This is a genomic window from Pseudomonas sp. W2Aug9, from assembly GCF_023127755.1.
Classification (GTDB): domain Bacteria; phylum Pseudomonadota; class Gammaproteobacteria; order Pseudomonadales; family Pseudomonadaceae; genus Aquipseudomonas; species Aquipseudomonas synxantha_A.
In genome coordinates, this window is record NZ_SPKL01000035.1 from 481479 (window position 1) to 503967 (window position 22489).

The 22489-nt window shown below is 51.5% G+C and carries 20 protein-coding genes, 1 tRNA gene and 2 pseudogenes; 12 read left to right on the top strand and 11 right to left on the bottom strand.

The window, feature by feature from the left end; all coding sequences use genetic code 11:
* Nucleotides 1-16: 16 nt before the first annotated feature.
* From E3O56_RS22925 to E3O56_RS22935, 3 genes are all read right to left on the bottom strand, one after another.
* Nucleotides 17-1054: a GGDEF domain-containing protein gene (locus E3O56_RS22925; protein ID WP_248129042.1), complete on the bottom strand. Its 1038-nt coding sequence runs from the start codon at nucleotides 1052-1054 to the stop codon at nucleotides 17-19.
* A gap of 180 nt (nucleotides 1055-1234) precedes the next feature.
* Nucleotides 1235-2503 (bottom strand): PAS domain-containing methyl-accepting chemotaxis protein, encoded by a 1269-nt coding sequence (locus E3O56_RS22930; protein WP_177073838.1) that lies wholly within the window; start codon nucleotides 2501-2503, stop codon nucleotides 1235-1237.
* 83 nt (nucleotides 2504-2586) lie between these two features.
* Nucleotides 2587-3480 (bottom strand): hypothetical protein, encoded by an 894-nt coding sequence (locus E3O56_RS22935; protein WP_248129043.1) that lies wholly within the window; start codon nucleotides 3478-3480, stop codon nucleotides 2587-2589.
* A 303-nt stretch (nucleotides 3481-3783) separates the two neighbouring features.
* On the opposite strand from E3O56_RS22935, the pseudogene E3O56_RS22940 reads away from it, so the two are divergent.
* A pseudogene (locus E3O56_RS22940) lies at nucleotides 3784-3870 on the top strand (VOC family protein); the annotation flags it as partial.
* Nucleotides 3871-4341: 471 nt separating this feature from the next.
* The gene (locus tag E3O56_RS22945) at nucleotides 4342-5367 is read left to right on the top strand and encodes a restriction endonuclease (RefSeq protein ID WP_248129044.1); all 1026 of its coding nucleotides are present in this window, start codon (nucleotides 4342-4344) and stop codon (nucleotides 5365-5367) included.
* A 343-nt stretch (nucleotides 5368-5710) separates the two neighbouring features.
* On the opposite strand, the gene E3O56_RS22950 is transcribed toward E3O56_RS22945, so the two are convergent.
* Both E3O56_RS22950 and E3O56_RS22955 read right to left on the bottom strand, forming a co-directional pair.
* The gene (locus E3O56_RS22950; RefSeq protein ID WP_248129045.1) at nucleotides 5711-6469 is read right to left on the bottom strand and encodes a hypothetical protein; all 759 of its coding nucleotides are present in this window, start codon (nucleotides 6467-6469) and stop codon (nucleotides 5711-5713) included.
* Between the two features lie 167 nt (nucleotides 6470-6636).
* Complete coding sequence (locus E3O56_RS22955; RefSeq protein ID WP_078822335.1) at nucleotides 6637-6921, bottom strand: DUF3892 domain-containing protein; 285 nt, start codon at nucleotides 6919-6921, stop codon at nucleotides 6637-6639.
* 619 nt (nucleotides 6922-7540) lie between these two features.
* Between E3O56_RS22955 and E3O56_RS22960 the strand changes: the two genes are divergently transcribed.
* The 4 genes from E3O56_RS22960 (at nucleotide 7541) to E3O56_RS22975 (ending at nucleotide 11002) form a co-directional block, all read left to right on the top strand.
* Nucleotides 7541-7870 (top strand): hypothetical protein, encoded by a 330-nt coding sequence (locus E3O56_RS22960; RefSeq protein WP_078822336.1) that lies wholly within the window; start codon nucleotides 7541-7543, stop codon nucleotides 7868-7870.
* 92 nt (nucleotides 7871-7962) lie between these two features.
* Nucleotides 7963-8931 carry a DUF932 domain-containing protein gene (locus tag E3O56_RS22965; protein WP_248129046.1) on the top strand — a complete coding sequence of 323 codons (969 nt, stop codon included), beginning with the start codon at nucleotides 7963-7965 and terminating at the stop codon, nucleotides 8929-8931.
* Nucleotides 8932-9010: 79 nt separating this feature from the next.
* Nucleotides 9011-10015, top strand: coding sequence for a lambda-exonuclease family protein (locus E3O56_RS22970; protein WP_248129047.1), 1005 nt, complete (start codon nucleotides 9011-9013; stop codon nucleotides 10013-10015).
* Between the two features lie 75 nt (nucleotides 10016-10090).
* Complete coding sequence (locus E3O56_RS22975; RefSeq protein ID WP_248129048.1) at nucleotides 10091-11002, top strand: hydrolase or metal-binding protein; 912 nt, start codon at nucleotides 10091-10093, stop codon at nucleotides 11000-11002.
* Nucleotides 11003-11052: 50 nt separating this feature from the next.
* Here E3O56_RS22975 and E3O56_RS22980 read toward each other — a convergent pair whose 3' ends face one another.
* Nucleotides 11053-11397, bottom strand: coding sequence for a helix-turn-helix transcriptional regulator (locus E3O56_RS22980; RefSeq protein WP_248129049.1), 345 nt, complete (start codon nucleotides 11395-11397; stop codon nucleotides 11053-11055).
* Between the two features lie 249 nt (nucleotides 11398-11646).
* Here E3O56_RS22980 and E3O56_RS22985 point away from each other — a divergent pair, with 249 nt between their 5' ends.
* Nucleotides 11647-12006 (top strand): hypothetical protein, encoded by a 360-nt coding sequence (locus tag E3O56_RS22985; RefSeq protein WP_248129050.1) that lies wholly within the window; start codon nucleotides 11647-11649, stop codon nucleotides 12004-12006.
* Between the two features lie 921 nt (nucleotides 12007-12927).
* Entirely contained in the window at nucleotides 12928-13623 is a 696-nt protein-coding gene (locus E3O56_RS22990; protein ID WP_248129051.1) for a hypothetical protein, read from the top strand.
* A 389-nt stretch (nucleotides 13624-14012) separates the two neighbouring features.
* On the opposite strand, the pseudogene E3O56_RS22995 reads toward E3O56_RS22990, so the two are convergent.
* The 3 genes and pseudogenes from E3O56_RS22995 to E3O56_RS23005 all read right to left on the bottom strand — a co-directional run.
* Nucleotides 14013-14324: pseudogene (locus tag E3O56_RS22995) on the bottom strand (integrase core domain-containing protein); the annotation flags it as partial.
* A gap of 162 nt (nucleotides 14325-14486) precedes the next feature.
* Entirely contained in the window at nucleotides 14487-15476 is a 990-nt protein-coding gene (locus E3O56_RS23000) for an inovirus-type Gp2 protein (RefSeq protein ID WP_248129052.1), read from the bottom strand.
* Between the two features lie 359 nt (nucleotides 15477-15835).
* The gene (locus E3O56_RS23005) at nucleotides 15836-16024 is read right to left on the bottom strand and encodes an AlpA family transcriptional regulator (RefSeq protein ID WP_248129053.1); all 189 of its coding nucleotides are present in this window, start codon (nucleotides 16022-16024) and stop codon (nucleotides 15836-15838) included.
* A 262-nt stretch (nucleotides 16025-16286) separates the two neighbouring features.
* On the opposite strand from E3O56_RS23005, the gene E3O56_RS23010 reads away from it, so the two are divergent.
* Complete coding sequence (locus E3O56_RS23010) at nucleotides 16287-17945, top strand: YfjI family protein (protein WP_248129054.1); 1659 nt, start codon at nucleotides 16287-16289, stop codon at nucleotides 17943-17945.
* A gap of 621 nt (nucleotides 17946-18566) precedes the next feature.
* On the opposite strand, the gene E3O56_RS23015 is transcribed toward E3O56_RS23010, so the two are convergent.
* Nucleotides 18567-18656: transfer RNA gene (locus E3O56_RS23015), tRNA-Ser, on the bottom strand.
* Nucleotides 18657-18977: 321 nt separating this feature from the next.
* Between E3O56_RS23015 and E3O56_RS23020 the strand changes: the two genes are divergently transcribed.
* The 3 genes from E3O56_RS23020 (at nucleotide 18978) to E3O56_RS23030 (ending at nucleotide 21731) form a co-directional block, all read left to right on the top strand.
* Nucleotides 18978-19670 carry a crotonase/enoyl-CoA hydratase family protein gene (locus E3O56_RS23020; RefSeq protein ID WP_032879897.1) on the top strand — a complete coding sequence of 231 codons (693 nt, stop codon included), beginning with the start codon at nucleotides 18978-18980 and terminating at the stop codon, nucleotides 19668-19670.
* 212 nt (nucleotides 19671-19882) lie between these two features.
* Nucleotides 19883-20626, top strand: a complete 744-nt coding sequence (locus E3O56_RS23025; protein WP_103733607.1) for a 1-acylglycerol-3-phosphate O-acyltransferase — start codon at nucleotides 19883-19885, stop codon at nucleotides 20624-20626.
* A 133-nt stretch (nucleotides 20627-20759) separates the two neighbouring features.
* On the top strand, nucleotides 20760-21731 hold the full coding sequence (locus E3O56_RS23030; protein ID WP_032879893.1) for a magnesium and cobalt transport protein CorA: 972 nt from the start codon (nucleotides 20760-20762) through the stop codon (nucleotides 21729-21731).
* Here E3O56_RS23030 and E3O56_RS23035 read toward each other — a convergent pair.
* Nucleotides 21728-22453: an amidotransferase gene (locus E3O56_RS23035; protein WP_032879891.1), complete on the bottom strand. Its 726-nt coding sequence runs from the start codon at nucleotides 22451-22453 to the stop codon at nucleotides 21728-21730. The genes E3O56_RS23030 and E3O56_RS23035 overlap by 4 nt on opposite strands.
* Nucleotides 22454-22489 lie beyond the last annotated feature (36 nt).

Consider the following 22489-nt stretch of genomic DNA (forward strand, 5'->3'; position numbering starts at 1 on the left):
TCCAGTCAAACCTTAATTACGTAGTTACAGGACGTAGCGGTTTGACCTGCCTTCCATCCTGAAACACCCGATCCTTACCATCATGCTTCGCTTTATACATATTGCTGTCGGCGCATTTGAGCACTGCGGACATGTCCGATGTCGCTCGGAACTGCGCGACGCCCGCGCTGCAAGTGAACTGATGCGGAGGCAATACACTGCAACGGATGTTGCCCAGCAGGCGCAATGCGTACTCATGAGCAACCGCATCATCTTCGCCCAACAACAAGACACCGAATTCCTCACCTCCAATCCGCCCGACACTGTGGCTGCCAGGGGTGGATTTCAGGCACGAGGCCATGGCACACAAAATCTTGTCACCGACATCGTGACCGTACTGATCGTTTTTTAATTTAAATTCGTCAATATCCAACATTATAAAGTAGCCGCTGTGGCCTTCTGCCAATGCATTTTGGAAGAGCCCCATAAAGGCCCGTCGATTAAGTAAGGAGGTGAGAAAATCTGTCTCCGCCAATGTCCTGAATTCACTTTCGACCAACAACACTGAGCGCATGTTTCTTAGATAGGTAAAGCTGAGAGTAAACCCTATGGACATGGAAGCAACGCAAAAAATGACCAGATAAACTTCCAGTTCCCGGTAAAAGCCAACGTCCAAATTGGGCCACATCAGTATCCAGACCAGTAATGTAGAGAGAAGATAGTCCTGAACCGTGACGAATAAGATAGCACTGCTTACCACGATGATCACAGCTAGGGGGAGCGTAAAGACGCGCAGCTGCACATTGGTGTCAATCACATGCGCAAAGCCGAGTGACAGAATCAATATATACACGCCGCCGAGCATTCTCCATATGCGAAAATCAGCAACTACGCGATGAACGTACCAAATAACCAACAACGATGCTGTAACAGACATATTTAACAGATTTAACGTTGTCGCAGGCTCAATCAGCAACACACAAAGCCAGGAAACAATTCCCGCCATTTCAATCTTGGTTACCGCTGGTGACAGCAGTGTTCGCATTCTTGGTCTGATTTTGAAAGTCGCCGGCATCCCTAAACTCCTTTTCCGAAACGGCCTGAATGTGATGTCAACGTCTGGGCAATACCTAATCAATGAATTAAGTGTGCTTTGGCATCCAAATTCCTGTTATCAATCGGAAAAAACGTACGCAAAAACTTCCATATTGCTTTCACCAAAGGCGGAGGCGTTACCGCGACGTAGATAAAGCGTTCAATGCAGATCGCTGGTGACTCTACCAATGGCTTTCACTACTTGCTTTGCGCCTGACTGGATAGCTGCCATCGCCATACCTGCCTGTTCGGACAGTTCCAATAAAACGTTGGCTTGGTCTCTGCTGCACTGGACATGCAACGCGGCTTCGCCGGCCAATTCTCGATTTTGCCTGACCACACCGTTAATCTCCTGGGTGGCCGCACTGGTACGGCCGGCGAGCTTGCGCACTTCATCCGCCACGACAGCGAATCCTCGTCCATGCACTCCAGCGCGTGCAGCTTCGATAGCGGCGTTAAGCGCCAAGAGATTGGTCTGGGTGGCAATGGCGCCGATCGTGTCGACGATGGAAGCGATCAACTGCGACTGCGATTCAAGCGCGGTCATGCTGTCGGTCACCAAGGCCATCTGTTGGGAAATATTCTGTGTGCCGAGCACGGAGTCGGCGACCAGTTCCATCCCTCGGTTAGCTTTCACATCGGTATCTAGCGACACGTCGTAAGCCATGGTCGCTGCTTGTTTGATTCCGTCGGCTTTTTCAACTTGCTCGGTCACTACGCTGGCGAATTTGGCAATTTTATAAACCCGACCGGAAGCGTCTCTGATGGGATTGTAAGTGGCCTCCAGCCAAACCACTTTTCCGCTTTTATCTACCCGGCGAAAGCGACCAGCGTTAAACACGCCCTTGTTCAGACTCTTCCAGAATTCATCGTAATGCGCCGACGCCACGTCCTCCGCTAGGCAGAACAGACGGTGATGCTTGCCCTGTATCTCCGCAAGGCTGTAACCCATCGCCTGGACGAACGATTCGTTGGCGTAGACGACCTCACCCGCGAGACTGAACTGGATCATCGCCATCGAGCGGTTCAGTGCGCTGAACATTTCGATAACCTCCTGTTCGTCCCGCGCCAGCGGAGGTGCAACCATGCCGTAGCCTTGAAACGTCCGGTTCGCTGCAGCGATCCAGCCTATATTGAGTGTCACAGCACGGCCGTCGGAGGCACGATAGCGTTGCGGTTCGATGGCGCACAGGTTGGGTGCAAAATCATTCTGCGGTTGCGCGTTGAGGTTACTCATTACCATTTTTGAAAGCTGTTCCAGCGAGTATCCCAGCATTTGCGCAAACCGCTGGTTGGCCGAGATAATCCGGCCAGCTCCATCGACACGTACTGAAAGAAACACCGCTTCGACGTCGGCGACTGTCCCGAGCGCCAGGCACAATTGCTCTTGGCAGGTAAAAAGAGCATTCTTCAACTGGCGATTAAACACGCTGAACTCCGGCATAAAAATTACAACAAAAAGGACATTGCTTAGTGATTAAATCGCGCCCCAAAATAACAAGCGAACTCGCGCTAACGCTCACACACACAGCGAATACCGCCAGGCTCGTTTCCTACTTCGCTCTCCTCAACTCCCAACTCCATGCTGACACGGGCAATTGCAAAGTAGATTGACATGGCCCGCCGCATCAATTCGAGAAAGGCCGGACTCAACCCCACCAAACGTTTGTCGCATTTGAAATAGCCCTGTAACTGGCCTTCTTTGATCATGCGCTGCATGTGTGTTTTGGACACGCCCAGACGCGATGAAAGCTCCACGTAAGAGGATACGTTGTAGCCGGTCTCTAACGAGCCGGTGCGCAGGGCATCGGCATAGAGTGCGAGCATCGGCAGATGACCGCCGTCCCGATTGAGAATCCATTTCGCTTCAGGCAACAGCTTGTCGAGCAGGAAGTCCCCTTCAAGTATCTTGGCAAACCCTCGAAAAAATACGCGCAATAGATCAACATTCTTCCCCACAACCGATAACCCACTGTCGTATGGAGAGATCATCTGCGAAGGCAGCAAATAAGATTTGATTAGCTGCACGGTATTGCTTAGCGCTTTTTCCGTAGGTCGGAAACTACGTTGACGCCCGTCCTGCACATGTAACCGAACATCCAGATATCCGGCAATGGACAAAAATGAACAATAAGAATCCAGGCTATTTCGAGACATATAGCCACGTTCGTAGCAGAATGCCTTTACTCTGGATAAAGGAACTTTCTCGTCTTTGTAGCTGAAGCTCAATAAAGACAGTGCAACCATGAATCGGTCATATTTCAACAAATTTTTATAAAATGAAGGCTTTTCTCGATAGCTTTCCATGACCAAATCAAAATGCAGCAGAGCAGCTTCATCTATATTGTCTCGGGTCATTTCCGAACTGGTCTCTTTCAAATACTCAAGCAGATCAGTCTTGTTCATCGAAGTTACACAACCTTTAGCCGGCAATATCAAACTGCTACCATTCGCAATACGCACAGTATATGCGTATTCGAACCGCTGGCAGGTTCACCCCAAAAATGTTTTATGACCTGGCGCGCTTCGATCGCAGCTCACCCGAGCGTGTCTGATCGATGCCCACCGGCCTAAAGGTGAGCTGCGTGCATGAATCTCTTCGACCAATAGCAGCCATCAACGCGTCACTATAATTCCCTTGCATCATGATGCTCGCCACGATCCCCTCGTGGCACCGAAGTATAGTTGGTGCATCTAACCCATCTTGGAGTGGGCCAGCGCGAATTCATCGTCCAGGATCCCGACGGTTATCTCATCAGGTTGGTAGAGCGGTTGGGTGAGAAGCGGATTTGCTGAATCTGAATTTGAATCTGAGTCAAGCCGATATTCAGGTTTGGGGTTCAGCGGACGTAGTTCAACGTCCGCTAATGGCCGTTTTATGCCTCTCGCCAGGGGCAGCAATCGGCCGGTAGCAGACTTACAAAACGCAGCGAGAAGGCGACCCGCGCTGGACAGCATTAAGGACGTAGGACAGAGTACCTTACTCTCTACATGGAGCTGTCCTGTGTGGCTATGTGCAACAACTCACCGTTGCGGAGAGTGCCGCAGATCACATTCGGAAAAGCAATCGCGATGAAAAATAGGTTCGATACAAGTACTGTCAGTTCTGATTCCAGCTCCGCACTCTATCGCAATCCGGACGATGACCCACGCGGCCCCTATATGTGGCTGGACGCCACAGCATATGGAGACCGGCCGACGCTATCGTATTCAGTCTTAGAGGTTTCTCCCCCACCTGGCCGGCACTGGAGGTACTCACGAGAGACTATGGAAAGGATGGTAGCCGACGGTCGTGTTGTGCTTACTCCAAGAGGACAAATAAGACTGAAGCGCTACCTGAGCGAATCCTCAGGGCAGCTCAGTCGCATACTCAAGAGCATACCAACGGCTGCACATGCTAGGGAATTAGCATTTACGAGCTTGTTTATTCCTGAGTTTGTGAGCGCTCTCGGCTACGCTGACTCTGAAACCTTATACGATGTCGGTGCAATGCACGCTGATGTCGTACTCGCGCCTGCTGTAGGGGCACGTCCTTGGATAGTTATTGAAATCAAGAATAGGGCCGCTCATCTCGATGATCGCTCTTTGCGACAACTTCGCACGTACATGCTAGAACTCGGCAGTCTTTTTGGGGTGATTATCGGCAGTTCACAAATTGCCGTCGATGACGGTGAAACAGTCGAATTATTGAATTTAGCCGATTTGAGTGATGCGGATACAATTGGTTTATTGAATCGGCTTGCTCGCTGGGCACAAAGCGAAAATGAGATAAAACCAGGGCGTGTAGCAATTGCCGATTTGATCGCGCAAGTGGAAACAGCAAGTACCAATCAAGATAAAGGACGTTCACTTGAAGATCTGGCGTCATTACTCTTTAGTGACGTCCCATCCTTGCACTGCAAGTATCGTAACCTCAACACTCGATCGAGCGAGATAGACCTTGTAATCGAATACAGAGGATCAAAACTCAACATTCCATTATTTGACGAGCTTGGTCGATACTGCTTCATTGAGTGCAAGAACTGGAGTAGTCCAGTTGGGGTGGCTCCCGTCCGCGATTTTTTAGGGAAGCTGCGCAAGTCAAAAACGCAACTCGGTATATTGTTCGCAAAGAACGGAATTACGGGCGAAGGAACTGGTCTGGACGCGCTGCGAGAAATTCAGTCAGCTTATGATCGTGACGGAACTTTTTTATTGGTATTTTCGTTAGCGGATATTAAACAAGTAAAGGATGGTGCGGATTTTATCGCGCTTCTTGACCAAAAATCAGACAATCTTCGCTTCGATCTCTGAGCTCCAGGCCTATATGTACTTGAAAAGTCATACATCGCGGAGCGAAATCTTAGGATTACGCAAACGAGGATTGCCAAGAAATTGGTCGGTGGATCATATGCTGTAGAACAAAGCGTTGGAGATCGCTCAGCCTCTCTGGATACCATTGCCTTGCTTCAAGCTTACATACATCAAATTTGACAGGCCGCTATGGGTCGAAAGCGGCTTTTCGTAAATGGCGGCTATTGGCCAGTAGCGGTCGCTTGTGAGCGTCCGCTATGGCCGATCTGTGTCGTTCGTGGAGGGCAGAAAACAGCCAGAAATGACCGGTCTGTCTGATAAATAAATCTATCCCCATTCCACACTACTTGCGCCTGATAAAAACTTCGCTTCTTGAGATTTTTCCAGAAAAATTTGGCAATTTTTCGTCTAGGAATTTTTCAAGCTCTTTTGCATCTTCTTCAATTGTAGATGGGCCCAACATTATTTCAGCCGTCAGCATTTTGTTAATATCATACTCCATATCGATAAACTTTATATCTGTAGAGCGATCATTATCCATGACTTCTTGGCAACAAGTATACAACGATGCATCACGCCGCATTATCACTTGTGACTTAGGTACAGCTTGAACAATAAATCTGATTTCCTGCTGAAACTCCCAGTGCAGACTTTTAGTTAGGCCGTAACTAGATATATATCCTGAGTCAAATATCCCGCGCAAATTCTTAAGCATTCGAAGCCTGGGCTTATCTGTGTAGATGATATCCGAAAGAAACTCCATGCCTCTTGAACCGCCGCGATGCATCAAAAGAACATAAGCATCTTTATTTTTTTGGTTCGATACAAAATTCTTATCAGAAAATGTTGGAACTAAAATATCTGGCAAAACCCCTATTCTTACAGCGAAAGGGGAATCAACATACATCTTCCATAATGGCACGCTCACTTTTGCATCTTTCGTCCAGCAGCTCGCAAATGTATATGGTGCTTGCGAGCTAGTATCATGCAAAAAACCCTCTTCCGCATCGTCAACATTCGCCAGCGAATTTAATCTAATCGTCCCAAACTCAATTATTTTTTTAAACGCCTCGAAACTTGTATAATGATATATTTTTTCCATACAGACTCAGCTTGTTGTTTGACTTTGATCTAAGTAGATGCTGAAGCCGCTTTTCGACGGTTGCGAGTGGCAGCTATTGGCCGATGTCTGCAATTGGCGATCGGTGGCTTTCGGCCAAAAGCTGTCAATCAAATACATCTAAAAAATTAGGGCAACTCAGTGATTAATTAGATGGGGCACTGATTGAGCGACAACAAGTTATTATTCCATTGCCTATCTGCATAAGTGCGCAAATACGTAGCTCGACCAGGTTCGCGTACGACACCGATATCTGCACGGGCACCACTTACCGGATCAATCACATAAAAAGTGTTTGTACCAGCATCAATACTGGCAATCACTTGCTCGCGAGTCCAGCGCCATTGATTTGCAGGATTTCCTAGATGAGTGATATGTTCATGGGAACTATTTACATTGGGTTTGTTGATGCACGTTACTTGAGCGTCGGCCATTTTGATTTCCTTTTCACGGTTGAAATTTGTAAAAAGAACTGACTACTCTTCCTTTGTACTGGCCCAATGACACCTTAGTCAATACTCCTTTGGATCGCCATTAGTTTCACAGACAAACGGAGTGATAGCTTTTGGCGTTGGCGGTCACTTACGAACGGCCGCTATCGGCCGATTCTGTTGAAAAAGTCGGCTTCGAATTCCGCGCCAGAAAAGTACGCGCCTGAGATTGAAATCTGATTTTTTGGCAGAAGGCTCAGAACTCGGACTTCGCATAGCAGCGTGCAACTGAGGTGTTTTCATCCCTAAATATTCGAGTATTTCGGGAAAGCCGACTTTTTCAACACAATCGGCCAAAAGCGGACGACCAACTCGGTTCTGGTTTCGCCCAGCTTGCCTCCTCCGCAAGTGCAAGCTGGCTCACTTCTCTGCCTCTTGGATACGCCTGGTATGTCAAGTCGGCTAAAGACCACGCCCCCGATGCGCATTGATTCGGCTATAGACTGCGCTGAGCCGTCTACAACCGTACCGATCAAATCATTCATCAAAAACGCATATTCGATTCGAAAAAAACTCAACCCTACATCACTGCTATGACACCCCCACCATGGAGCTTCAAACCATGTCATTGCAGTGCCCTCGCTGTAACTCACCCAAAATCGCTTCCTTCCACCAAGCCATGAAAATTGCAGCGGCCATCGGTACGGTCGGCGGAGCAGCACGCGGCGTCAGTGCAGCACTGGCTGGCGGCCAGGCGGGTGCCACCGTCGGCGCAGTCGCCGGCCCGTTCGGCGTCACTCTCGGAGCCGTCTCCGGCGCCATCCTAGGAGGACTTGTTGGCGGCGCTGGCGGCTGTGCATTAGGCGCTCAACTCGGCGACAAGCTTGACCGCCATGTACTCGCCCACAACCTCTGCCTGATCTGCGGGCATCGCTTCAACCTCCCTGCTTAATCCGTCTTCTACTCCTTTCTTTCTATTACGTCCGGACATTGCCACGCGATGCGTGGCGTTTATGCCGACCTGTACCCCAAGGAACAATAATCATGGCTCATCAAATCGAACAAATGGCTTACGTTGGCGCAACCCCGTGGCATGGCCTCGGCCGTCAACTGACACAGAAACAGCCGATAGAAGTCTGGCAGCGTGAAGCCGGTATGGACTGGCAGATTCAGGAAAGTCCGGTTCACTTCAAGGCCGACGCTATCGGCCATAGGGGCAGCATTCACTCGTTCCCGGAACAAAAGGTGCTGTATCGCTCCGACACCAAAGCACCGTTGTCGGTGGTTTCCAACCGCTATCAAATTGTTCAGCCACGTGAGGTGATGGAGTTCTACCGAGACCTGACTGAAGTGTCCGGCTATGAGCTGGAAACCGCTGGAGTGCTCAAAGGCGGTCGTAAATTCTGGGCGCTAGCGCGAACGGGACAAAACACCGCATTGAAGGGCAATGATCAGGTCAATGGCTATTTGTTGCTGGCGACCTCCTGTGACGGCACGCTCGCCACCACGGCCACGCCGACCACCGTTCGCGTGGTCTGCAACAACACTTTGACCATCGCCCTGGATGGCACCACACACGCCATCAAGGTGCCGCACAGCACCCGGTTCGATGCCCGGGTCGTCAAAAAGCAATTGGGTGTAGCCGTCTCGCAATGGGACGAGTTCATGTATCGCATGCGCGTGCTGGCCGAGCGTAAAGTCCAGTGGCATGAAGCTATGGGGTTCTTCATGAACGTCTTATGTGAAGTAACGCCCAATAGCAAACTACCTGAAGTCCTCCCCAACGAACGTGCCCTGCGCAAAGTACAAAGCCTGTACGAAGGACGCGGACGTGGCGCAACGCTTGAGTCGTCACAAGGCACTGCCTGGGGTCTGCTCAACGCCGTGACCGAGTATGTCGACCACGAGCGCAGAGCACGTAGCAACGAGTACCGCATGGACTCCGCCTGGTTCGGTCAGGGGGCGCAAATCAAACAACGGGCATTGGAGGCTGCCCTACAACTCGCTGCCTGAAATGACCTCTACCCTTCAACCATAACGCCCGTTCAGCATCCAGCTCAACGGGCGTTTTTACATCCGTAAGGTATCCCTCATGAAAGCGATTCCTAAAAATGAAAATGCTTACAAGAGCCGTCCGGCCCTTCGTTTAATTGGCACCAAAGAACTGCCCCGTGAAGACTGGCTCACCGTACGCAAACAAGGCATTGGCAGCTCAGACGCGGGCGCAGCGGTTGGCCTGAACCCTTATAAATCGCAGCTTGAGTTGTGGCTTGAAAAGACGGGCCGGGATGCCGCGCTACCGAAAATAGACCCTCATGATGAGGAAAGCCCTGCCTACTGGGGCAATGTGCTCGAGCCCATCGTGGCCTGGCATTACAGCAAACGCACCGGCAAGAAAGTGCGACGGATTAACGCCGTGCTGCAGCATCCTGATCCAGAACTACCCTGGATGCTCGCCAATATCGACCGCGAAGTGAACGGTGCCGACGATGTACAAATCCTTGAATGCAAGACTGCCGGCATAAACGGAGCACGCCTCTGGAAAGAAGGCGTGCCCGAGTATGTGCAATTACAGGTCATGCATCAGCTGGCCGTCACCGGCAAGCAGGCGGCTGATGTTGCAGTTCTACTGGGCGGCCAGCATCTAGAGATCTACCGCATCGAACGGGACGAGCAGATGATTGCTCGCCTGATCGAACTGGAACGCAAGTTCTGGCATTACGTACAAACCGACACCCCTCCTCCGGTCGATGGGAGTGCCTCATCTGAAGCGGCACTGCGTTGCCTCTACCCTCAGGACAACGGCCAAACCGTTGACTTCAGCGCCAATGCTGGATTGGCCGCGACCTACTTGGAACTCAAGGCTGTTCGGCAGTCCATTACGGCAAAAGAAAGCCGCGAATCTCAACTGAAACAGATCCTGCTGCAAGCCATGGGCGAAGCCACACGTGCGCAGTTCAGCAATGGCTTTATCAGTTGGAAACGCTCCAAAGACAGCACAGTGCTGGATGTCGAGCGCCTGCTGAAGGAGAAGCCCTATCTGCAAGTCCGCTTCAGCAAGCGCAAGGAAGGCAGCCGCCGCTTCCTTATCAGCTGATCTTTTTTTCCTCTCTGGCCATCCCTACGCGATTCAGTTTTCGGGTGGCCATTTTCGCTTCCAAGGAGAACCACCATGCTCAAAGGCCTGGTCATTACACCGCCCGTGCTCGGACGTATTTCCATTGGCAAAATCGTCGAGAAAAACGGTAAGCGCCTACCGGAGAAAGACGATCAGTTCACGATCACCTCACAGGTGCAAAGCAGGGACGGCTGGCTGCTGCATCCGTTGAATGACGAATTACGCGAGACGCCTGACACCAAGCTACGGAGCATCCCCATTCGCGTGCTGTTCAACGATCCAGAGCTCAACTTCAGGGCTGAGTACACCCTGTTCGACCGCAACACGGGTCGCCCGCTGTGTATCGGTAACGGCGAGACCTGCAAGCGGCAATGTGAGGACGGCATCAAGTCCTTGCCCTGCCCTTCACCAGACGCCTGCTTGTTGGCCAAGGGCAATGCCTGCAAGCCTTACGGACGACTTAATGTGGTGATCGGCAACGATGACACACTCGGCAGCTTCGTGTTTCGCACAACAGGCTTTAATAGCATTCGTACACTGGCGGCCCGCTTGCAGTACTTCCAGGCAGCGTCTGGCAACCGCCTGGCGTGCCTACCACTGGAACTGCGCCTACGCGGAAAATCCACTCGGCAGAGCCATGGCACACCAATCTTCTACGCAGACATCACCGTGCGCAGCGGCATGAGCCTGGAAGAAGCACTGCTGGCCGGGAAAGAGTTGGATGAAATACGCCAGGCAGCAGGCTTCCTACAATCGGCGCTAGATGCAGCCGCTCAGAAAGGCTTTAGCAATGGGATTTTTGAAGATAACGAGGAAGACGGTGGTGCGGTAATCGAGGAGTTTTTTACCGGTACCGACAGTGACTCCAGCACCGGCCCCGCTGGCGCATCCAAAGGATCTGTGCCAGCGACACAGCTCGCCCGAAAGCTTGAAGCACTTGCCTCGATCAGCTCAAAAGATGATTGAAAGTCACTGTATTGGTAATAGACGCCACCAGGGACGGGCGCCTTCGCATGCTAATCAACAGTTTTCGAGATCTCCTCGATGCATGTCAACACCTTTGCCTGCGCTCTATTGCTCAGGAGATGAAACTTAATCAGCAGCTCTGCTTCGTTGTCTTCGACAGCGTAAAAATACGCCGCAGGGACGTGGAGTACCTTGCTCAGACGCTCAACAAAATCTGGTGCGGGGGTGCGTTTGCCAAGCTCGTAGCGGTTCATACGTGTACTGGCAGACATTTCATCAAGGCCAGCATCTAAACCCAAGCGTTCCTGCGACATACCAGCACGAATACGCGCTTCCTTGATTCGTTTTGCGAGTACTGACATCGACATAGCCCGACCAAAAAAATGATCGTGCATGGCAATCGCTAGCTAAATACTACCGTTTTGGTAGTATTGGGTTTTTGAACGTTAGCCGCTTCCATCCGAGGGTCGGTATGAAACCAACAGAAACACCAAACAACAGTCCTTCCTCAAGTCGAAATTGTCGCTTGGTGCACGAATCCCTCCGAGACGAAGCAGTCAGCTCAGAAGCAGGGATTAGCTTTTTAGAGCTCGTATGGGATGCCCACAGAAACGATAAATTTGAAAAAGATAGGAGAGGAAGATATGACATCACCAATTATAACGGGGCTTAATAAAGCAGAAATAATCAAGCTTTTATTAAACAAGTCTTCGTTTGAAGTTATCGGACTTAGAGGAAGCTTCACGGCGTCCATAAAGTCCGTAGAAAACGAAATTGAGCGTCTTGGATTAAAATGCCGAGTTAAAAGCGACATGAAAGGCGCTATCGCTCAAGGCGGCATATTGGGCACTTTCATCGGCGCAGCTTCTTTACCCGTCGGCGTAGCATTAGCAGCTGCTGCTACCTTGGCCAGTACTGGCCACACTCTAGCCACCTACAACCCCGACTACGAAATCATAAAAGACTACGTCAATAAAAAACTGAAAGTCATCTACAAAAAATAGCAATCAGAGAGTCAGTCTGCGCTCGCACTCACGCTCAAAAAGCCAACGAATACCGACCACAACCAATAAATATTAAAATATTGGACATTCCAAATGGCAAATATCAGACTATCAAAAATAATATTAAGCGCTGGGCTTATAGGAGCAACAATCTTTGCATACGAGGCTTTCACGAGAAATACTGTAGAAAATTTGGACTCACATAAAAAAACTAATCGACTCTGGACCTTCTGAGCACTGGAAAAATGGGAACGTTATTTTGTTAATAAGGCACGAAGAACGCTGTGATCAATCAAGCAACCCATGTTTAGGGCCAGATGAGGGAATCACAATTATTGGAGGCCAAAGAGCAAAAGAAACAGGTATTCATTTAAAAGCATACTTTGATTTTGACGATACCGATGTTTTCACCAGTCCAATGACTAGAACAGTTCAAACATCCGACTTCATGCTAGGCAACGCGAGCCTGCTATCAGATAGAGAGGCCATATGCGGAAACGACATCGTGGATAAGCTACTCGAACACAAGAACTCCGGCAGAAATCTTATAGTGATGACCCACAACACCTGCATGAAAGATTTAATAAGATCCAGCGGATACAGGCACTCATGGAGCCCCGAATACGGGAGCCTCCTATTTGCAAAAACAACAAGCAAAAATAAAATACAGATTGTCGGCACGTTAAATGCTGACGACTTTCCTAAATACCCATCGTCGATTTAAAACCAAAAGACACTCACAAAGAACCTTACAAAAGAATCCAACCGTTTCCTTCCTCCCACCCTGAGTTTAAGACAGTGAATATAAAATCAGTTGCACTCAAAGCCGCAGGCTGCGTGGCGCTTGCACTTTCATTGAACGCACACGCCGAAGTTGACTACGGGTACATGTATCCGCCCATGCTACCCAATGAACAAAATATGAACGATTTACCTTATGCCATTCCGTGCGCAGAGGCTAAAAATCAGTACGGAACAAAATTTTACCGTTGCACCTGGTACAGCACTCCAAGAAATATTAGTCAGTGGAATGCAGAACAGCAGCGCAATGTTACATTCAGCAACCACATAAGCGGTAAATGTGTGCGAGGCACTTGCCGTGCATCCAATGGTTCAGGCATCTATGGCATGTACGGCCAAGACCTCAGCTTTAGTCTTTCAATTTACTATTACATCTACGAAAGTGAGGATGGTTATCCGATTGCCTATCGCATGGATGGTGGGCCAAATAAAAAGGGGAAAGAGGTTACCTACGCTCAAGCCCGGAAATTACTTCAGGACTTCTTGCTTGATCACGGCATCAGCAAAACTAACGCAAAAGACGCTATTGATGCCTACTCGTTGGATGCGAATGCAACGAGTGATTCTTCAGTCGATGACGAGCCACAGACCGAAAATACGCCCATGACAAAACCCACAAAAGACATCGAGGTAAAAGAAGCCTGGTGCAACCCGCGCGAAGACGATGACTGCACCATCAATGACAAGAAAGTACTAAAAATGGAGCTCAAGCAATACCTGCCAGCAGTCTACGAACTGGAAGTACTCAATGCCGGCGGACACTGCGAATATCCTATTTGCTATGATAAAAATGATAAGCCTGTCGGAATTCGTTAGAAACAAGGGCACGGTTCAACTCCGTGCCTTTATTTTTTAATTAGACCTGAAACCGAGCGCCCTCCCTGTAAACACAGTCATCATAGGCCTTCGATGAGTCTGAGTGCAGTAACGGCCATCAAGGCTCCTTCACTAGAACTCCATGATTGTGGACCGGGTTTGTTACAGGTCGCGACAGGGAAACAGGTAACTGCTCTCCCTACTGCGAGCGCATCGCGTCCAGTTACTCGCCTGATCAAAGAGGATTCTTCCATGTCCACATGCGCAATGGCCTCTTACGCATACCTGCAGGCTTCACTCTCAAGTGCTGTGTATCCTCGCCCTAGGCCAGATAGTGCACAGCTTTGTGTACCTTGCTTCGGATATGGACATCATGCCGATTGTAGTGGTCAACTCATCACGGACACGACATTAAGTTTTTCTTCGGCCCGAGCTGGCGCCAGCCCACCATTGAATTGATGGGGTCGAACCCAGTTGTACCGATGCATCAAGAAATGGCTGATATCGCGCTGGGCTTCTTGAGCCGTTCGGTAACCCGTGGTCGGTATCCATTCCGTTTTCAAGCTGCGGAACACGCGCTCCATTGGCGCATTGTCCCAGCAATTCCCCCGGCGACTCATGCTTTGGCGCCTGCGATAACGCCAGAGCCGCTGGCGAAATCAACGACTCGCATACTGCGACCCTTGATCCGAGTGAAACACCTGGCCCTGGTGCACATATGCTGAGTCGGGCTGATACGCTCACGCCGTATAACTACGCTGTCCCACCTCCAAACTTAAGTAAACGTCTGGGAAGCTAAAAACGGTGCCTACCGAGCAGATAGTGCATCGCCCGGTGGACATCAACCTAACCTACTCAATAGATTACGTCCCCCGGACAATAGATCGATTGATCGCACCAGAAACCTTCCTTACCAGCCCCTTACGCAAGCAACGAGCCCCTACAGGCTTGAGCCGCAGATGCTGATCATTCTTGACCAGGTAACGCATGGCGTAATGCACGTTAGCCCGTGCACTCAAGTCACTTCTGTGGATTAAGCCAACCCCCAGCCTATCTTTATATTTTTCTTTTTCGAGGTTGCAGCTGTTGAAGTAACCCTGACCCCGGGTAATACGCTCCCACAGCTGACCGATTTGTTGCGCCCTGTAGATATCTGCACGCACTTCAGCGCCATTGAAGAAGAAGGCAGCATGGACGTGATACCCCCGGTCCTCACCCTGCTCAACGCTGCATATGTAGCCGATCTCATGATCAAAAATCAGGTTACGTTCACGCTCAGCAATCAGCCGACTGAGGTCGTCAAAGACGTGCTCCACACGCAACCTAGCTTGTGCCTCTCTACGGTAATACAGATCAACCCGAATCACGCAAGTGCGGGCGTAACGATCATGTACTGCATCAACGTAGCGGCAAACTTCGATCTCCTGCTTAATCGCTTGGTAACGCTGATCGTGTCCCCAGCGCCTGTATCTCTTTTTGGTGAGAAGCGTTCGGACCTGCTTGGTCAGTTCGTTCAACGTCTCGCTGGCGCTCAGATAGCGTGTTTCACACTCACCCAAGCAGGTAATGCCACATGGACTGCGCTCAACCCCAATTGCATGGCAAGCCTCTAGGAAAAGGTTCAAATGCCAGCTGTACTGATACTCCTCGTCACATTCGAACAGATCGACCATCTGCTCGATCCCATCGAAGTACTTTGACAGTTTGGTTGCATCGACCTGCTCATCCCCGTGCTTCGAGTATGTAATTCGAAAGGCTTGACCATCTGTACGTTGAATGGCGTTGATCAGTCGCTCAATCCGGATAGCGTTATCGGACTGTGAGCGGTAGGTGTAGCTGGTTCGTTCAGTCATCGTGATGCACCTGATTAGTTGTTGGCATATCAGGTGCGTGATGAGGATTTATTTAATCGATGGTCTGTCGTATCAGTTGGGTGGTAGTCGCTGTATAGCTCTCAGTGTTCAGCCTGTTGATTGATTAGGATTGATAGTTCAAGAGCTATAGAACTAGATCCCGAACCGAGACCAGGTCGCCATCCAGGCCTAGCAAGGAAATGGAGAGCAAAATTGCCTTGATAGCCAAGAGATTTGCCAAACTGCGATTTGAGGAAGTTAGCTGAGAATAATCTCCGCCCATCCGTCATAAACGCTATGACCGGCAGCAAGCCGGTCATAGCGTTTATGACGTTACTCCAAACCTGCCTCGCGAAAACTCATTCAGCCAGGTCGCGATCCTCAATCCGGGCCAAAATCCAATCTTGCACCTCTCCCTCAACCCAGCCAACGCTGCGCTCTCCCAGAGAGACCGGCTTAGGGAAAACATCTTCGGCGATGTACTTATAAATAGTAGACCGGGCCAAACCGGTCGAGTCGATGACATCTTTCAGGCGGATGATCCTCATGAACGGGCTCCTCTATTACGTTCAGAGGAATGGCTGGGTTAGTAAAAAAAGACACACACCGTGCTCCTGCACCTTCTTTGCTGAGGCAGCTCCCCCACCTAAAACGCATAACCTGCGTGGCTCAAAGACAATGCGAGCGCAGAGCCGCGTCGTCGTTAATTAAAGAGTTGCGAGTTGAATTATTCAATTTGTCTGCTATTGTCGCTAGAAATAGCGGATATAGCAGACAAAAGTGAATTCAATCGATGTCGAAATTTCCACCATGATTGAAACCTATCCAGATGATTCGCAGGACATTTGGCCGAGTTTCCGTGAAAAAAGCTTGTTCGACGGGGCGGTGAGAGAGGCTGCCCGAGAACTGCAGGTTCACCGAGAGATGGCGATAATGTGCGCCTTCGGCGCTATGGCAACGGCCTGTCAGGGGCACGTGGATGTAGAAATGCCCACCGGGCATAAAGTACCGACCTCACTAATGCTGTTGACCATTGCTGATTCTGGTGAGCGGAAGACCACGACGCAGAATTACTTTTTCAAGGCCATCAATGCGCGAAATGATTCGGCGTATAAGGCCAACAATGAAGCCCTAGCGGAGCACAAGGTCAAACACCATCTCTGGGGCACGCATAAACGCCATTTGGAGCGCACCTACAGCAAGTGCGCCTCTCAACAAGACAAGCCCGCAACGCTAGCCGCTCGGGATGCTGTCGCCGAACACGTCAGGACTGAACCGCAACCTCAGCGCTCGGGAAAATTTCTCTACGAAGACACCACCCCACAAGCGTTAGTGCAAATGCTCTATGAAAACTCGCCGAACGGTTGCCTGCTGACTAGCGAAGCCAGCAGTATTTTTAGTGGCAAAGCCCTGGGCGAACTAGACAAACTCAACACCCTCTGGGATGGCAACAGCGTGATCGTTGATCGCGTCTCAAGAGCAGGCTTTATTCTCCAAAATGCCCGACTCACACTGTCTCTCATGGCGCAGCCGAGCGTGATAGCACGTTTCATGGGCAAACGTGGTGAGGAAGCCCGAGGTACGGGATTCCTTGCTCGCTTCTTGGTCGTCAAACCGCGTCAAATGGCCGGTCAACGCAGTCCGGTCAAACTATCTGCACTGCCGCGCCAACAGGCATTCAACGCCCGCATCCACGAACGACTGACCGCCCCCGTTAAGACTGACCGCCAAGTATTGCGCTTTTCGGAGTCAGCAGCAGAATTCTGGCTTCAGTGCAGTCGAGGTCTCGAACAGCAGATGCAAGAGAACGGCCTCTACTATTACCTCAAGGATCACGCCTCCAAGTTGCTCGAAAACACCAGCCGCCTGGCGGCCATCCTGCACACGTTCGAACGCGAACTGGACAACGACATTGAGATTGAAGAATCCACCCTGCAGTTTTGTTGGAGGTTCGCACAGCTTTGCTCGAAACACTTCATCGATCATCTTGCCAACGAGCCGCAACTCGTTACAGATGCGAATAATCTTGCGCACTACCTATTACATAAAGCTTACAAAGAGTCGCCCGCCGAACACGAAACGAGAACTGTGCGCGGAAATGACGTCAGTCCTGCCAGAAGCTCAGCTAACACGCCGCGTCCTCGCGAACTGAAGCAGGGGGTAAAAACTCATTTCACATTGACACTAGTCAAACAGTACGGCCCCAGTACCTTGAGAGGCCGAGCCAGTGCAGAGCGTCTCGAGGCGACGATTATGCTGTTGATCCAGCTCGGGCATGTCATCAAGGAAGGAAGCCGCTATCGCTTTCAGGAAACCGTTCTGCTCAAACGGGGCGAACCTGAAGTCAAGAACGGAGAAATTCTCACAATTAAGGAATTGCCGCTATTCAACGAACAGGAGTATTGGCAACCTGAACGGCGCGGTGCATGGGTAGATCAGTCAGGCTACTTCATAAAAATCCGAACGTAACTGCCAACTGAGAAAAGCTCAAAGGCAATAAATATAAACCACTCGCAGCGCCGATAAAATTTCCACGCGCCGTTGATACGTTATAACGTATGGTATAAAAATTATCGTGACATCGCGATTGATTTAGTCCGCTTTTGATTAGGGACCCATAACCAAGATAGGCCGAGGTAAATTAAACAACTGAGGAAATCACAAAATCGACGGCGCGCCCAAGGTAGCGCACTCTCGAATATTATTGGACTGACGAACTATATGAGTGACGGAGAGAGCTGGTGAGGACTCATCGAGGATGCGCGCCAGCCACCCTTGAATCGCGACGAGATAGACGGCACGTCGAAAGGCCGATGGCGGATGAAGAGGCTAAGGATACAGCTCAACCTCATTGCGCTTAAACATAACTGCTAGATCTGACCTGAAGTTACAACACGCGCGGAAAAGACCCACTGCAACTTGAATCGACGCAAATGCCGGACGTCTTAATGATGGATAGACTAGCAGCGGACACTATCGACAGGCTTCCCAGAAAAAAACCCCTCGAAATCCAGACGGGGGAACAGATGGGGGAACAAAATACAGCGCACACAAAAAAGCCCCGTAAAACGGGGCCTTTAGGTTTAAATATGGCGGTGAAGGAGAGATTCGAACTCTCGATACAATTTCTTGTATACACACTTTCCAGGCGTGCTCCTTAAGCCACTCGGACACTTCACCGTATCTCGTCAAACCAGTTCAGTCTGTCGAGGCGCGCTAATGTAGTCGAAAGCCTTTCTGATGGCAAAGGTTTTTTTCAGAATTTTCATGCGGTTAGACGGTTATGCCATTCCCCGCCCGGCAAGGGGTGATGATTGTGCCATTCTCGGGCACCGGCGGCAGGCGTCTGGGACGGTTGCTGCGCCCTGCTGCGGGCCGTCTACCCTTGGGGATGCAGGAAAAGCCTGACTGGGTAGTCAGTCACGGCGCTTTACCAGCGCGGGCGTGGTGAGTAACGTCTGCGCATCTACCTCTATAACAAACCCTACAAGGAACCGCGTCATGAGTGAGTTGATTGCCTACCACTTCGAAGACGGTATCGCGACCCTGACCCTGAGCAACGGCAAGGTGAATGCCATTTCTCCGGCGGTGGTCAGTGAATTCAATGCTGCGCTGGATCAGGCCGAGAAGGATCGGGCGGTGGTGATCATTACGGGCACGCCGGGGATTTTGTCGGGTGGTTATGATTTGAAGGTGATGACTGCCGGCCCTAAAGAAGCGATCAGCCTGGTGACGTCGGGCTCGACCCTGGCACGGCGCTTGTTGGCGCACCCGTTCCCGGTGATTGTGGCTTGCCCGGGCCATGCGGTAGCCAAAGGCGCGTTCCTGTTGTTGTCGGCCGATTACCGTATCGGCGTCGAAGGCCCGTTCAGCATTGGTTTGAATGAGGTGGCAATCGGCATGACCATGCACCACGCCGGTATCGAGTTGGCGCGGGATCGTCTGCGCAAGTCGGCGTTCCATCGGTCGGTGATCAATGCCGAGATGTTTGACCCGCAAGGCGCCTTGCAAGCGGGCTTCCTCGATAAGGTGGTGGCACCGGAGGAATTGCACGCAGCCGCCCTGGAAGCGGCACGTCAGTTGAAGAAGATCAATATGAATGCCCACAAGCACACCAAGTTGAAAGTGCGCCGCGCACTGCTGGAAGCCCTGGATGATGCGATCATCCAGGATCAGGGCCACAATCTGAGTTAACACCTACATCCGTCTTACCCGAGCCCGACCTAGTGTCGGGCTTTTTCTTACAAATGAATCCGACATATCCGTAGCCGCTCTAGCCGGCCTTTGTGGGCATATGTGGAAACATGCGCTTAAACATCGCCTATCTCCCACCTCTGTAGGGGCAATTGCCGAATACAGTGCACATCCGTACACTGCGCCACCTTTTGTCCCGATGGGCCGCTTCGATGCTTTTTCTGTTACGTATGTTGTTGATGGGCCTGCACTTTATGATCGCAGGGGTATTGGGCGTACTTTTAGGGGTATGCCGGCCATTCAATCCGGACAACAGCCGCCTCTGCGCCCGTCTTTACGCATTGCCAGCCATGTGGATCTTGCGCCTGAAGGTGAAGACGGATGTCGACTCGCTGCGCAACAAGCCCGGCACCTGTGTGGTGATCGCCAACCACCAGTCCAACTACGACCTGTTTGTACTTGGCAATGTAGTGCCGCACCGCACCGTATGCATCGCCAAGAAAAGCTTGAAATGGGTGCCGCTGTTCGGCCAGTTGTTCTGGCTGGCGGGCAATGTGCTGATCGACCGCGGTAATGCGCACAAGGCCCGACGCGCCATGCTCACCACCACCCAGACCTTGCAACACAAGGACACGTCGATCTGGGTGTTCCCGGAAGGTACGCGCAACCTGGGTAAAGGGCTGTTGCCGTTCAAGAAAGGTGCGTTTCATATGGCGATTGCGGCCGGCGTGCCTATCGTGCAGGTGTGTGTCAGCAATTATGTAACGCAGATGCAGCTCAACCGCTGGAACAGCGGGGAAGTGCTGATCCGGTCGTTGCCGCCGATTCCTACCACTGGCATGACGGTGGATGACATCCCTCAATTGATGCTGGACTGTCACGCGCAAATGACCGCTTGCATTGAAACAATGGACCGTGAACTTGCAGGAGCGAGCTTGCTCGCGAAAACCGTATAAGCGACGCGGGTTGACGATCTTCGCGAGCAAGCTCGCTCCTGCAAGGGAATGGGCAATATCAGTCAGCAACAACGGAACGCCATTCAGGCTAAGCTGCCCAACATCTGTCCTCTTATAAGAAGTGATCAGCACCATGGGTAGAGTTGTTGCGGCGGCAGTCTACAGCGCCGGAAAAAAAGTCTCGGATATCACCCTCGATGAAGGCGCGGCCTGGGCCGCCAAACCCGGACACTTTGTGTGGATCGGCCTGGAAGAGCCCAGCGCCCAGGAGTTGAACAACCTGCAACGCCAGTTCAACCTGCATGAACTGGCCATCGAAGACGCCATGGAAAAGCACAGCCGCCCGAAGCTGGAAACCTTCGGTGACGCGCTGTTTATCGTCACCTACTCACCGGTGCGCGAGAACGGCAAGCTGGAGTTTATCGAAACCCATATCTTTGCCGGCAACGGCTACATCATCACTGCACGCAACGGTCACTCGGCGTCCTACGGTTTTGTGCGCCAACGCTGTGAGGCGCGGCCGCTGTTGCTGGAGCATGGGGAAGACTTCGTACTCTATGCGCTGCTGGATTTCGTCACCGAGAACTACCAGCCGGTCAGCGAGGCGATTCACGCCGAAATCGATGAGCTGGAGCGCAATGTGCTGTGCAGTTCACTCAATGAGCGAGATATCCAGCACCTCCACGGCCTGCGTCGTGATGTGCTGCGGCTCAAGCGTCATGTGGCGCCGATGGTGGAAATCAGCCAAGAGTTGCAGAAGCTGAGCTTTCCGTTTATCGACAAGAACATGCGCCCGTATTTCCGCGATGTGCAAATCCACGTTACGCGGCAGATGGAAGACCTCACCACCCTGCGCGACATTGCCAGCCAGACCATCGAGATCGGTGTGTTGCTGGAGGCGTCGCGCCAGAGCGTGGTGCAGCGCAAGTTCGCCGCGTGGGCGGCGATCCTGGCGTTCCCCACGGCGGTGGCGGGGATCTACGGGATGAACTTTCAGAACATGCCCGAGCTGCAATGGCATTACGGCTATTTTGCGGTGCTCGGGTTTATTGCTGTGGGCTGTGGCGGTTTGTGGGCCAGCTTCAAGCGTTCAGGCTGGCTTTAGGCCGCGGTATCCGGCTTGTGTGCGACAAAGCGCATCATCCACTCCGCCACGGTTACGCCGTGGTGGTCGCGATCCAGGCTGGCCACGCCGTTGGTGTAGACCTTCTCACCCAGGGTTGTCTGAAGAATCTCCAGCAACTCGCGGGAATAATCATGGATAAATTCCGGATGGCCCTGGAAGCACAGCACCTGATCGCCGATGTGGTAAGCGGCGAACGGGCAGAACTCGCTGGAAGCGATGACCGTGGCATTGTCCGGCAACGTGGTGACTTGATCCTGGTGGCTGATCAATAGCGTCAGCTCCGGCACCTCGGGGCTCATCCATGGCGTCTTGGCATCCAGCTTGTAGGCGTGGGTGCCCATGCCCCAACCCTGGCTGGCACGCTCGGCCTTGCCGCCCAGTAGCAGGGCGAGCAACTGATGGCCAAAGCACACACCCAGCAACTTGTCGCCACGCTCGTACCGTGTGAGCAAATAAGCCTTGAGGGTCTGGATCCAGGGGTCAGTGCCGAACGAGTCGGCCTTGCTGCCGGTGATCAGGTACGCGTCAAACACCTCGTCATCCGGCGGGTATTCGCCCTGCACCACGTTGTAGACGACAAATTCGGCGGCAATCGGTTGCTTGGCGAACAGGCGCTTGAACATCTGCCCGTAACCTTGGTACTGATCGATCAAGCCTGGACGCAGGATATCGGTTTCCAGGATGCAGACGCGTAGCGACATAAAAAATACCTGACACGGCGATGGGAATATTGCACA

Coding starts and splice junctions, on each gene's coding strand:
- E3O56_RS22950 (WP_248129045.1), bottom strand. CDS start 6,469: ATGGAAAAAATATATCATTATACAAGTTTCGAGGCGTTTAAAAAAATA.
- E3O56_RS22935 (WP_248129043.1), bottom strand. CDS start 3,480: ATGAACAAGACTGATCTGCTTGAGTATTTGAAAGAGACCAGTTCGGAA.
- E3O56_RS22965 (WP_248129046.1), top strand. CDS start 7,963: ATGGCTCATCAAATCGAACAAATGGCTTACGTTGGCGCAACCCCGTGG.
- E3O56_RS22975 (WP_248129048.1), top strand. CDS start 10,091: ATGCTCAAAGGCCTGGTCATTACACCGCCCGTGCTCGGACGTATTTCC.
- E3O56_RS22925 (WP_248129042.1), bottom strand. CDS start 1,054: ATGCCGGCGACTTTCAAAATCAGACCAAGAATGCGAACACTGCTGTCA.
- E3O56_RS23025 (WP_103733607.1), top strand. CDS start 19,883: ATGCTTTTTCTGTTACGTATGTTGTTGATGGGCCTGCACTTTATGATC.
- E3O56_RS22945 (WP_248129044.1), top strand. CDS start 4,342: ATGGAAAGGATGGTAGCCGACGGTCGTGTTGTGCTTACTCCAAGAGGA.
- E3O56_RS23005 (WP_248129053.1), bottom strand. CDS start 16,024: ATGAGGATCATCCGCCTGAAAGATGTCATCGACTCGACCGGTTTGGCC.
- E3O56_RS22990 (WP_248129051.1), top strand. CDS start 12,928: ATGAACGATTTACCTTATGCCATTCCGTGCGCAGAGGCTAAAAATCAG.
- E3O56_RS22980 (WP_248129049.1), bottom strand. CDS start 11,397: ATGCACGATCATTTTTTTGGTCGGGCTATGTCGATGTCAGTACTCGCA.
- E3O56_RS22985 (WP_248129050.1), top strand. CDS start 11,647: ATGACATCACCAATTATAACGGGGCTTAATAAAGCAGAAATAATCAAG.
- E3O56_RS23030 (WP_032879893.1), top strand. CDS start 20,760: ATGGGTAGAGTTGTTGCGGCGGCAGTCTACAGCGCCGGAAAAAAAGTC.
- E3O56_RS23010 (WP_248129054.1), top strand. CDS start 16,287: ATGATTGAAACCTATCCAGATGATTCGCAGGACATTTGGCCGAGTTTC.
- E3O56_RS22960 (WP_078822336.1), top strand. CDS start 7,541: ATGTCATTGCAGTGCCCTCGCTGTAACTCACCCAAAATCGCTTCCTTC.
- E3O56_RS22955 (WP_078822335.1), bottom strand. CDS start 6,921: ATGGCCGACGCTCAAGTAACGTGCATCAACAAACCCAATGTAAATAGT.
- E3O56_RS23020 (WP_032879897.1), top strand. CDS start 18,978: ATGAGTGAGTTGATTGCCTACCACTTCGAAGACGGTATCGCGACCCTG.
- E3O56_RS23000 (WP_248129052.1), bottom strand. CDS start 15,476: ATGACTGAACGAACCAGCTACACCTACCGCTCACAGTCCGATAACGCT.
- E3O56_RS22970 (WP_248129047.1), top strand. CDS start 9,011: ATGAAAGCGATTCCTAAAAATGAAAATGCTTACAAGAGCCGTCCGGCC.
- E3O56_RS23035 (WP_032879891.1), bottom strand. CDS start 22,453: ATGTCGCTACGCGTCTGCATCCTGGAAACCGATATCCTGCGTCCAGGC.